Consider the following 11,182-nt stretch of genomic DNA (forward strand, 5'->3'; position numbering starts at 1 on the left):
GTATCAGCGCATGCGGTCGGCGAGCGCCGCCTTGACCGCGGGGCTGGCGTGGAGCGCCCCCAGCACGGCGACCGAAGCGATGGTCGCGCGGGCGAGTTCGGGGGTGACGTCCGGTGCGATGGTGGCGAGGCCGAGGACGCGGATGTGCAACATTTCCCCAGCGTCCTGCGCGGCCTCAAGGTCGGCGCGGGTGTAGTGCCGCAGGCCAAGGTCGACGCTCTTGCGCGCCACCGCCTGCCGGACGACATCGCCGTGCCGGTCGATCTGGTTGCGGATGGCCGTCCGGATGAAGTCGGTGCGGTTGGAGTAGAATCCCTCCTGCACCAGCAGGTCGACGTGGCCGAGATCGACATAGCCGAGGTTGATCGTGATCTTTTCGCTGTCCGTAGCCTTTGGGCGAACCTCGGCCATCCTATTCCCATCTCTGTACCATCCACTGGGATGGTAAGTGAGGGGGCGGCGGCGGATATCAAGAGACCGCAGCAAAGAAAAAGCCCCGCCGGCATCGCTGCCGACGGGGCTTTCCCGGCTGGCCCGCCACGATTCCGCCGCGCCGCAAGGGCAGGGCGGAACCGCCGGCGGTCCGATATCAGACCGAGTAGTACATCTTGTACTCGATCGGGTGCGGCATGGTCTCGAAGGCCAGCAGCTCCTCGGTGCGCAGCTCGATGTAGGACTCGATCATGTCCTTGGTGAACACGTCGCCCTTCTGCAGGAAGGCGCTGTCGGCCTTCAGGCTGTCCAGGGCCTCGCGCAGCGAGCCGCAAACCGTCGGAACCTTGGCCAGCTCTTCGGCCGGCAGGTCGTACAGGTTCTTGTCCATGGCGTCGCCCGGATGGATCTTGTTCTGGATGCCATCGAGGCCGGCCATCAGCATGGCGGCGAAGGCCAGGTACGGGTTGGCCGACGGGTCGGGGAAGCGGACCTCGACGCGCTTGCCCTTCGGCGAAGCAACGTACGGGATGCGGCAGGACGCCGAGCGGTTGCGGGCCGAGTAGGCCAGCAGAACCGGGGCCTCATAGCCCGGGACCAGACGCTTGTAGGAGTTGGTCGACGGGTTGGTGAAGGCGTTCAGCGCCTTGGCGTGCTTGATGATGCCGCCGATGTAGTACAGCGCCATCTCCGACAGGTCGGCGTACTGGTTGCCGGCGAACAGCGGCTGGCCTTCCTTCCAGATCGACTGGTGGCAGTGCATGCCCGAACCATTGTCGCCGAAGACCGGCTTCGGCATGAAGGTCGCGGTCTTGCCGTACGCGTGCGCGACGTTGTGCACGACGTACTTGTAGTACTGCATGTTGTCGCCGGTGCGGACCAGCGTGTCGAACTTGATGCCCAGCTCGTGCTGCGAGGCGGCCACCTCGTGGTGGTGCTTCTCGACCGGGACGCCCATTTCGGCCAGGACGCTCAGCATCTCGGCGCGCAGGTCCGAGCCGCTGTCGACCGGAGCGACCGGGAAGTAGCCGCCCTTGACGCCCGGACGGTGCGCCAGGTTGCCGTCCTCATAGTCCTTGTCCGAGGTGTACGGGCCTTCCTCCGAGTCGAACTCGTAGGAGACCTTGTTCATCTCGACCTTGAACTTGACGTCGTCGAAGACGAAGAACTCGGCTTCCGGGCCGAAGAAGGCGGTGTCGCCGATGCCGGCCGACGCCATGTACTTCTCGGCGGCCTTCGCGATGCCGCGCGGGCAGCGGGCGTAGGGCTGGCCGGTCGACGGCTCGTACACGTCGCAGAGGATGTTCAGCGTCGGCTGGGCCGAGAACGGGTCCATGACGGCGGTGGTCGGGTCGAGCTGGAGGATCATGTCCGACTCGTTGATCGCCTTCCAGCCGGCGATCGACGAACCGTCGAACATGATGCCGTCCTCGAACACGTCCTCATCGATGGTGGAGACGTGCTGGGCGGTGTGGTGCAGCTTGCCGCGCGGGTCGGTGAAGCGGAGGTCCACGTACTTGACGTCGTGTTCCTTGATCAGGTCGAAGACCTTGCTGATGTCGGACATATCTCTTTTTCCACGCTTAAGAGGTTTGGGTCCCGCAGCGTCAAACCGACCGTGGGATGGGGCGGGTGACGGCGCTCGCGGCGGACGTTATGTCATGCCTTTTCCGCGCACACAACGAGACAGCACAAAAAGTCGCGCGCCGATGGGGTTTCGCGAACGAATATCACCGTGCGGTGCGCGCCGTGCCGGTCGGCGGAGGCGGGGACAAGGGTTCATGTTGGCAGGGGAGCGGGGGCGTGTCCGGCGCGATCAGATCGCGTCGGCACCCTTCTCGCCGGTCCGGATGCGGACCACTTCTTCCACGGGGGTGACGAAGATCTTGCCGTCGCCGATGCGGCCGGTGTGGGCGGCCTGCTGGATCGCCTCGATCGCCCGCTCGACCAGGGAGTCTTCCATCACCACCTCGATCTTCACCTTCGGCAGGAAGTCGACCACATACTCCGCGCCGCGGTACAGCTCGGTGTGACCCTTCTGGCGGCCGAAGCCCTTGGCCTCGGTGACGGTGATGCCCTTGATGCCGACTTCGTGAAGAGCTTCCTTCACCTCGTCCAGCTTGAACGGCTTAATGATGGCTTCGATCTTCTTCATGGGTCTCTCGTGTACGAGGTGCCAACGCCGGCAGGCACCGTCCACGGCTCTGCCGACGCCCGTTCGTTAGCACGCGCCGTGCCAAGCGTGGGGCCTGCGGTCCGACAGCGCAGGATGCGGTCCGGCGCGGGGGCGATGCCACCGGCGACGGCACGAGGCTGCCGACGGATGCGGCGAAGTGAACAATATTTGTGCATTTCGTGCAAGCCATCCGCGGTGGTTGTCCGCTCGGACGGGGTAGGCTGGAATTTTTTCGGGAAGGCGAAAACAGCGCTTGACCGGCCAACACCGATGGGGCAAATAAGCGGCCCCGCTGCGGCGATGGTAGCTCAGTTGGTAGAGCCCTCGGTTGTGGTCCGAGTGGTCGTGGGTTCGAGTCCCATCCATCGCCCCATTCTCTTTTTTAAATGTTCGCTCGACGCGTCCCCGGCAACCCGCCGGTCGTTTTCTGCGCGTCCTGCTGTGGCGATGGTAGCTCAGTTGGTAGAGCCCTCGGTTGTGGTCCGAGTGGTCGTGGGTTCGAGTCCCATCCATCGCCCCACCTTCCTCCCCCTTGAAATTCGATCCTCCCCATGCGGTCGGCTTCTCTCGGGCCGGCCCAGCGCCTATGCTGCGCCAGCCGCCGTTCGGGAGGACATTCATGTTTCGTGAAAACAGGCTGAAGCGCGCGCTTGCCCAGGGACGCCCGGCGCTGGGCTGCTGGCTCGACATGATGAGCCCGGTCGCGGCGGAGATCGTCGGGCTGGCCGGCTACGATTGCGCCGTCATCGACCATGAGCATGGTCCGGGCGCGCTGTCCAACGGTCTGGCGCTTTTGCAGGCATTGTCGGGCACCGGCTGCACGGCGCTGATGCGGGTGCCGGCGAACGATCCGGTCTACATCAAGCGCGCGCTCGACATCGGCGTGGAGGGCATCATGATCCCCGCCGTGAATTCGGCGGCCGAGGCGCGGGCGGCGGTCGCCGCCTGCCGCTACCCGCCGGGCGGGGTTCGCGGGGCGGCCTACGGCATGGCGCGCGGCGCCGATTACGGCCTGTGCGGCGAGCGGTACCGCGACGCCTGCGCCGACGAACTCTTCATCATCTGCCAGATCGAGACCCTGGACGCGATCGAGGCAATTCCCGAGATCGCCGCGGTGGACGGCGTGGACATGCTGTTCGTCGGACCCTACGACCTGTCCGGTAGCTTTGGGCGACTCGGCCGCTTCGACGAACCGGAGGTTCTGAACCTGCTGGAGCGGGCGGAACGGGCGATCCTGGCGTCCGGCAAGCTCTACGGCACCATCCCGGTGAAGAACCGGCCCCTGGAGACCCTGGTCGCCGCGGGTGCGCAATTGGTCGTCTCCGGCGGCGACATCGGATTCATGCGCACCGGCGCGCTGGCTCAGGTGGAGGCTTTCCGCAAGGCGACTGGAGGCGCGTGATGGACGAGCTGCTTTCCGTCGCGGAGATGTATCGGGCGGACGCGCTGACCATGGCGGGCGGCGTGCCCGGCCCGGTGCTGATGGAGGCGGCCGGCGCCGCCGTCGCCCGCGCGGTGTTCGAACGCTGGGCACCGCACCCGACGACCGTGCTGTGCGGTCCGGGCAACAACGGCGGCGACGGCTTCGTCATCGCGCGCCTGCTGCTGGAGGCCGGCTGGCCGGTGCGGCTGGCGCTGCTGGGCTCCCGGTCCGCGCTGCGTGGTGACGCGGCGGTGGCGGCGGAGCGCTGGGGCGGGCCGGTGGAAGCGGCCGATCCGGCCATCCTCGACGGCAACCCGCTGGTCATCGATGCCCTCTTCGGCGCCGGGCTGGCGCGCCCGCTGGAGGGCATGGCGCGGGCCATCGTCGAGGCGATGGACGGGCGGACGGTGGTCGCCGTGGATGTGCCGAGCGGCGTGCATGGCGATTCCGGGGAGGTGATGGGCGTGGCGCCCCAGGCGGCGCTGACCGTGACCTTCTTCCGCAAGAAGCCGGGCCACCTGCTGCTTCCGGGACGTTCCCTGTGCGGCGAGGTGATGGTCGCGGACATCGGCATTCCCGACACGGTGCTGGACAGCATCGACCCGAAGACTTTCATCAACAGCTCCGCCCTGTGGCGCCGGCGCTACCCGTGGCCGAGGCTCGACGCGCACAAATACGCGCGGGGGCATGCGGTCGTCCTTGGCGGCGCACGGATGACGGGGGCGGGGAGGCTGGCCGCGCGGGCGGCCCTGCGCGCCGGGGCCGGGCTGGTGACTGTGGCCTGTCCGCCGGACGCCGTGCCGATCTACGCCGCCGCGTCACCGAGCCTGATCGTGGATGCCGTGGCGGACGACACGGCGTTTGAGGCTCTGCTTTCCGATTCGCGGAAGAACGCCGCGCTGCTGGGGCCGGGGGCGGGAGTCGGGCCTGGCACCCGCGCCCGCACGCTGGCCGCTCTGGCGGCGGGGAAGGCCTGCGTTCTGGACGCCGATGCGCTGACGAGCTTTGCCGGCTCGCCGCCCGATCTGCTCGACCGATTGAGCGATCGCTGCCTGCTGACCCCGCACGAGGGCGAGTTCGCGCGGATTTTCCCGGGCATAGCCAACGGGGAGGGCGGCAAACTGTCACGTGCCCGCGCGGCCGCAGAGCGCAGCGGCGCGGTGGTGCTCATCAAAGGTGCGGACACGGTCGTCGCGGTGCCGGACGGACGTGCGGTCATCAACGCGAACGCGCCGCCCGACCTTGCCACCGCCGGCTCCGGGGACGTGCTGGCCGGAATGGCGCTCGGGCTGTTGGCGCAAGGCATGGACGCGTTCGATGCGGCCTGCGCGGCGGTCTGGCTGCACGGCGAATCCGCCAACGCTGTGGGGCCGGGGCTGATCGCGGAAGACCTTCCCGACGCGCTGCCGGGCGTGTTGAAGCGGCTGAAGTCCGGCGGAATTTAGGGCTACACCCCGTTGGGCATGTGGCCTTACCCCTCGGGACTGCGCTGAAGCAACCGCTTGCCCATGCGCCGCTCCCGCGCCAGACTCCAATTATGAGCGACACGCCGGATATCTCCACCGAGTCCGCCCCGACCGCGCCGCCGCAGCCGGGCCTGCTCGACCGTACGCTGGACAGCCTGCGCGCCCGTTGGCGCGAGATCGCCGCTTCGGCGCGCGGTGTCGTCGGCGCCCCGCCGCGCGCCTCCCTTCCCAAGGAGGATGCGGAGCGACTCAAGGAACAGATCGAAGCCTGCCTGGAAGGCCGGGGTGGCGAGGTGTCGGCGCGAGCCCGCGCAGCGCAGCTCGGCCGCACCTACCTGGCGCTCGACCCGAAGGGGCGGCGCAATTTCCTGATGATGCTGGCCCGCGACTTCGACGTGGACCGCGCCGCCGTGGATCAGGCCATGGCCGTGTTCCTCGCCGCCACCGACCCGGTGGCGCGGGGGCATGCCGAGCGCGCCCTGCGGCGCGCCCTGGAGCCGCCGCGCCTGCGCCTGCTGACCCAGTTCAACGGCCTGCCCGAAGGCGTGAAATTCCTGGTGGACCTGCGCGCCGAACTGATGGAGATGGCGCGCGGCGAACCGCTTCTCCAAGCGCTGGAAGATGACCTGAAAAGCCTGCTGCGGAACTGGTTCGACGTCGGCTTCCTGGAGATGCACCGGATCACCTGGGACAGCCCGGCCTCCCTGCTGGAGAAGCTGATCAAGTATGAGGCGGTGCACGAGATCAGCGGCTGGCAGGATCTGAAGGACCGCCTCGACTCCGACCGCCGCTGCTTCGCCTTCTTCCACCCGCGCATGCCGAACGAGCCGCTGATCTTCGTCGAGGTCGCGCTGGTGCAGGGGATGTCCGACAACGTGCAGGCGCTGCTCGACCCGTCGGCGCCGGTCTGCGACCCGAAGAGCGCCGACAGCGCCATCTTCTACTCCATCTCCAACGCGCAGGTCGGGCTGGCCGGCATCAGCTTCGGCAACTTCCTCATCAAGCGGGTGGTGGACGGTCTGACGACCGAGTTCCCGAACATCAAATACTTCGCAACCCTGTCCCCGATTCCCGGCTTCCGCCGCTGGATGGACAAGGAACTGGCCGAGGGGGGCGACGCCCTGCTCACGCCGCCGGAATCCGAACGCCTCGCGGAGGAACTGGCGAAGCACGACTCGGACCTCGACGGCACGCACCCGCTGGCCGCGGCGCTGGCCATTCCCGGATGGCAGGCGGACGAGTCCTTGCAGAAGCGCCTGCGCGGGCCGTTGACCCGCCTGTGCGCGCTCTACCTTACCACGGCGCGCGCGTCCGACCGCCGCAGCGAGCGGCCCGATTCCCCGCGCGCCCGTGCCCTGGACCCGGTGGCGCACTTCCACCTGAGCAACGGCGCCCGCATGGAACGGCTGAACTGGCTGGCCGACACCTCGCCCAAGGGGCTGAAGCAATCCTGCGGCCTGATGATCAATTACCGGTACAAATTGGCCGAAATCGACGCCAACCACGAGGCCTACACGGGAGAGGGAAAGGTCAACGCCTCCTCCTCCATCCGGTCCCTGGCCAAGGGCGGCTCATGAGGCGCAGCACTCCCCCCAAAAGCATCGGGCCAAGCGCCCATTTTGCCTGTTTGCGGCGCGAACCCTGTGCTATAGAGCGGACTTCGCCGGCAGTCCGGCGGGTGTTCCGCACCCGTCGCGCGCTGTCTTTGCCATTGCGGGCGTGGCGGAATTGGTAGACGCGCTGGATTTAGGTTCCAGTGACTTCGGTCGTATGGGTTCAAGTCCCTTCGCCCGCACCATGGCAACCCCTTGGACCGCATGGGAACACACGGTTTCGGGCCGCCCGGACGGGCGCCGCCGGGCCGGACAACGAGATAGGCTTTCGTTCCGATGAACATCACCGAGACCAGCGCCGACGGCCTGAAGCGCGAGTACAAGGTCGTCATTTCCGCCCAGGATATCGAACAGAAGGTGCAGGGCCGGCTCGAAGAGCTGCGCCAGACGGTGCAGCTCCCCGGCTTCCGTCCGGGCAAGGTGCCGGTCGCCGTGATCAAGCAGCGCTACGGCGGCAGCGTGCTGGCCGAGGCCCTGGAAGACGCCATCGCCGACAGCTCGCGCCAGGCGCTGAGCGAGCGCGGCCTGCGCATCGCCATGCAGCCGAAGATCGAGGTCGAGAAGTACGAGGAAGGCGGCGACCTGTCCTACAAGATGGGCGTCGAGCTTCTGCCGGACATCGAGCCGGGCGACTTCGGCGCCATCGAGCTTGAGAAGCCGGTCGCCGAGGTGGACGACAAGGCGGTGGACGAGGCGGTGACCCGTCTGGCGTCGGCCCACTCCGTCCAGGCCCCGGTCACCGAGGACCGTCCGGCTGAGAAGGGCGACATCGCCGTGATCGACTTCGCCGGCACCGTCGGCGGCGAGGCCCTGCCGGGCATGGACGGCAAGGACTATCCGCTGGAGCTGGGCGCCGGTCAGTTCGTCCCGGGCTTCGAGGAGCAGCTCATCGGCGCCAAGGTCGGCGAGCACCGCTCCATCACCGTGACCTTCCCGGCCGACTACCCGCACGACCGCCTGAAGGGCGCCGAGACGGTGTTCGAGGTCGACGTGAAGGAACTCCGCAAGAACGTCCCGGCCGAGGTCAACGACGACCTCGCCAAGGAGTTCGGCATGGAGAGCCTGGAGAAGCTGCGCGAGGCCATCCGCGACCGCATCAAGAGCGAGTACGCGAACGTGTCGCGCCTGCGCGTGAAGCGCCAGCTCCTCGACAAGCTGGCCGAGGGCCACTCCTTCGAGGTGCCGCCGGGCATGGTGGACGTCGAGTTCGAGGGCATCTGGCAGCGCCTCCAGCAGGAGCTGAAGAACGGCACCGCCGGTGAGGACGCCGGCAAGTCCGAGGACGAGCTGAAGGCCGAGTACCGCGGCATCGCCGAGCGCCGCGTGCGCCTGGGCCTGCTGCTGTCCGAGGTCGGCCGCCGCAACGACATCCAGGTGACCCAGGACGAGATCAACCGCGCCCTGATCGCCGAGGCGCGCCGGTTCCCGGGCCAGGAGCGCCAGGTGTTCGACTTCTTCAAGCAGAACCGGGAAGCGCTGGAGAACCTCCGCGCCCCGATCTTCGAGGACAAGGTCGTCGATCATATCCTTGAGCTTGCCAAGGTGAACGAGAAGACGGTCTCCGCCGAAGAGCTTATGAAGGAGCCTGACGAAGAGGCCGACGCGGCCTAACCGTCAAGAAAGGATACGGGGCGGCCTACCGGTCGCCCCGTTCCGTACCTATATGAAGCTTCGAAGTAAGCCATTAGGGCCGTGAACGAGCTGCGGGGGCAGGGAAGAACAACATGTACGACTTCGAACCGAAGATGAATGCTCTGGTCCCGATGGTCATCGAGCAGACCAACCGGGGCGAACGGGCGTACGACATTTATTCGCGCCTGCTGAAGGAGCGGATCATCTTCCTGATCGGTGGCGTGAACGACGCCGTCGCCAGCCTGATCTGCTCGCAGCTTCTGTTCCTTGAGTCGGAAAACCCGAGCAAGGACATCGCGCTGTACATCAATTCGCCGGGCGGCTACGTCTCGGCCGGTCTCGCCATCTACGACACCATGCAGTACATCCGTCCGCAGGTGTCCACGGTGTGCATGGGGCAGGCGGCCTCCATGGGCTCGCTGCTGCTCGCCGCCGGCGCGCCGGGCAAGCGCTTCTCGCTGCCCAACAGCCGCATCATGATCCACCAGCCGTCGGGCGGCGCCCAGGGCCAGGCCTCGGACATCGAGATCCAGGCGCAGGAAATCCTGAAGCTGCGCTCGCGCCTGAACGACATCTACGTCAAGCACACCGGCCAGACCCTGGACACCATCGAGGCGGCCATGGAGCGTGACAAGTTCATGTCGCCGGAAGAGGCCAAGACCTTCGGCCTGATCGACGAGGTCGTCGAGAAGCGTCCGGGCGCGGCGGGCGACAACGCATCCTGACGCGTTCCGCCACGGCATCCTGAGGGGTTCTCACGGATGCTCCAGGGGGGGCACCAGGCTGGCCACCCGGTGGGCGGACGAACTAATGATTGATTGCTCCGGTTCCCTGTTGTTGAATGACAGGGAACCGGATCGACCCGGTCGGGTTCGACAGCGTGAGAGCGGATGCGTTAACCTTGTCGAGGGCGCTGCCCGAGACAACCTTTGAAAGGACCGGCGTCGGGGGACGCCGCAGGCGGTTGACTGGTAACGGATGAGTCCCCCGCGAGATGACGGAGTACCGATGAGCAAGTCCAGCAGCGGCGATTCGAAGAACACGCTCTACTGCTCCTTCTGCGGCAAGAGCCAGCACGAGGTCCGCAAGCTGATTGCCGGTCCGACGGTGTTCATCTGCGATGAATGCGTCGAGCTGTGCATGGACATCATTCGCGAGGAGAACAAGACGACCCTCGTGAAGTCCCGCGACGGCGTGCCGACCCCGCGCGACATCCATGCGGTGCTGGACGATTACGTGATCGGCCAGGACCATGCCAAGCGCGTCCTTTCGGTCGCGGTGCACAACCACTACAAGCGGTTGGCGCACGGCACCAAGCACAACGACGTCGAACTGGCGAAGTCCAACATCCTGCTGATCGGCCCCACCGGCTGCGGCAAGACGCTGCTCGCCCAGACGCTCGCCCGAATCATCGACGTGCCCTTCACCATGGCCGACGCCACGACCCTGACCGAGGCGGGCTATGTGGGTGAGGACGTCGAGAACATCATCCTGAAGCTCCTGCAGGCCGCCGACTACAACGTCGAACGGGCGCAGCGCGGCATCGTCTACATCGACGAGGTCGACAAGATCAGCCGCAAGTCCGACAACCCGTCGATCACCCGCGACGTGTCGGGCGAGGGCGTGCAGCAGGCTCTGCTGAAGATCATGGAAGGCACCGTCGCCTCCGTGCCTCCGCAGGGCGGCCGCAAGCACCCGCAGCAGGAATTCCTCCAGGTCGACACGACCAACATCCTGTTCATCTGCGGCGGCGCCTTCGCCGGCCTCGACAAGATCATCGCCCAGCGCGGCAAGGGCACCTCGATCGGCTTCGGCGCCGACGTGCGCGGCCCGGACGAGCGGACCACCGGCGACATCCTGCGCGAGGTGGAGCCCGAGGACCTGCTGAAGTTCGGCCTGATCCCCGAGTTCGTCGGCCGTCTGCCGGTCGTTGCCACCCTGGCCGACCTGGACGAGAGCGCGCTGGTCGAAATTCTGACCCGTCCGAAGAACGCGCTGGTCAAGCAGTACCAGCGCCTGTTCGAGATGGAGGATGTCCGTCTGGAGTTCTCCGACGACGCGCTGAAGAACATCGCCCATAAGGCGATTCAGCGGAAGACCGGTGCCCGCGGCCTGCGGTCGATCATGGAATCGATCCTGCTCGACCCGATGTTCGATCTGCCGGGTCTCTCCGGTGTCGAAAGCATCCTCGTGAACAAGGAAGTGGTCGAAGGGCGTGCAAAGCCGCTCTACGTTCATGCCGAACGCCGCGGCGAGCAACAAGCTCCGGGTGCTTGAAGTGACTGCCTAAATATCCGGCATTGGACATTCTTGGTCCTACGGACGGTAATATGCAGACGGGCGCGTGAAGACGCGCCCGTTTTGCTGTCGTTTTGTCCCTAAGCAGGGTCGAATCTTGACTTTCAGCCCCTTGAAGGGGGCGTAGGGCTGTGCCACGTTA

At 66.7% G+C, this 11,182-nt stretch carries 9 protein-coding genes and 3 tRNA genes; 9 read left to right on the forward strand and 3 right to left on the reverse strand.

Annotated features, from left to right (window positions below):
• Positions 1 to 3: 3 nt before the first annotated feature.
• The 3 genes from ACSVC7_RS09835 to ACSVC7_RS09845 all read right to left on the reverse strand — a co-directional run bounded on the left by ACSVC7_RS09835 (position 4) and on the right by ACSVC7_RS09845 (position 2,587).
• A complete protein-coding gene (locus tag ACSVC7_RS09835) occupies positions 4 to 411 on the reverse strand; it encodes a ribbon-helix-helix domain-containing protein (protein ID WP_448202968.1) in 408 nt (135 codons plus the stop codon).
• A gap of 178 nt (positions 412 to 589) precedes the next feature.
• Positions 590 to 1,999 (reverse strand): type I glutamate--ammonia ligase, encoded by a 1,410-nt coding sequence (glnA, locus tag ACSVC7_RS09840; RefSeq protein WP_448202967.1) that lies wholly within the window; start codon positions 1,997 to 1,999, stop codon positions 590 to 592.
• 249 nt (positions 2,000 to 2,248) lie between these two features.
• Positions 2,249 to 2,587, reverse strand: coding sequence for a P-II family nitrogen regulator (locus tag ACSVC7_RS09845; protein WP_012974531.1), 339 nt, complete (start codon positions 2,585 to 2,587; stop codon positions 2,249 to 2,251).
• Positions 2,588 to 2,905: 318 nt separating this feature from the next.
• Between ACSVC7_RS09845 and ACSVC7_RS09850 the strand changes: the two genes are divergently transcribed.
• From ACSVC7_RS09850 to clpX, 9 genes are all read left to right on the forward strand, one after another.
• Positions 2,906 to 2,981: transfer RNA gene (locus ACSVC7_RS09850), tRNA-His, on the forward strand.
• A gap of 71 nt (positions 2,982 to 3,052) precedes the next feature.
• A tRNA-His gene (locus ACSVC7_RS09855) sits at positions 3,053 to 3,128 on the forward strand.
• A gap of 99 nt (positions 3,129 to 3,227) precedes the next feature.
• Entirely contained in the window at positions 3,228 to 4,010 is a 783-nt protein-coding gene (locus tag ACSVC7_RS09860) for an HpcH/HpaI aldolase family protein (protein WP_448202966.1), read from the forward strand.
• Positions 4,010 to 5,476 carry an NAD(P)H-hydrate dehydratase gene (locus ACSVC7_RS09865; RefSeq protein ID WP_448202965.1) on the forward strand — a complete coding sequence of 489 codons (1,467 nt, stop codon included), beginning with the start codon at positions 4,010 to 4,012 and terminating at the stop codon, positions 5,474 to 5,476. The genes ACSVC7_RS09860 and ACSVC7_RS09865 overlap by 1 nt, the downstream gene beginning before the upstream one ends.
• Positions 5,477 to 5,568: 92 nt before the next feature.
• Positions 5,569 to 7,074: a malonyl-CoA decarboxylase gene (locus ACSVC7_RS09870; protein WP_448202964.1), complete on the forward strand. Its 1,506-nt coding sequence runs from the start codon at positions 5,569 to 5,571 to the stop codon at positions 7,072 to 7,074.
• 136 nt (positions 7,075 to 7,210) lie between these two features.
• Positions 7,211 to 7,295, forward strand: a tRNA-Leu gene (locus ACSVC7_RS09875).
• A gap of 91 nt (positions 7,296 to 7,386) precedes the next feature.
• Positions 7,387 to 8,721: a trigger factor gene (gene tig, locus ACSVC7_RS09880; RefSeq protein ID WP_448202963.1), complete on the forward strand. Its 1,335-nt coding sequence runs from the start codon at positions 7,387 to 7,389 to the stop codon at positions 8,719 to 8,721.
• A 113-nt stretch (positions 8,722 to 8,834) separates the two neighbouring features.
• The gene (clpP, locus tag ACSVC7_RS09885; RefSeq protein WP_448202962.1) at positions 8,835 to 9,467 is read left to right on the forward strand and encodes an ATP-dependent Clp endopeptidase proteolytic subunit ClpP; all 633 of its coding nucleotides are present in this window, start codon (positions 8,835 to 8,837) and stop codon (positions 9,465 to 9,467) included.
• 283 nt (positions 9,468 to 9,750) lie between these two features.
• Complete coding sequence (gene clpX / locus ACSVC7_RS09890; RefSeq protein WP_448202961.1) at positions 9,751 to 11,019, forward strand: ATP-dependent Clp protease ATP-binding subunit ClpX; 1,269 nt, start codon at positions 9,751 to 9,753, stop codon at positions 11,017 to 11,019.
• Positions 11,020 to 11,182 lie beyond the last annotated feature (163 nt).

Source organism: Azospirillum mesophilum, from assembly GCF_053470405.2.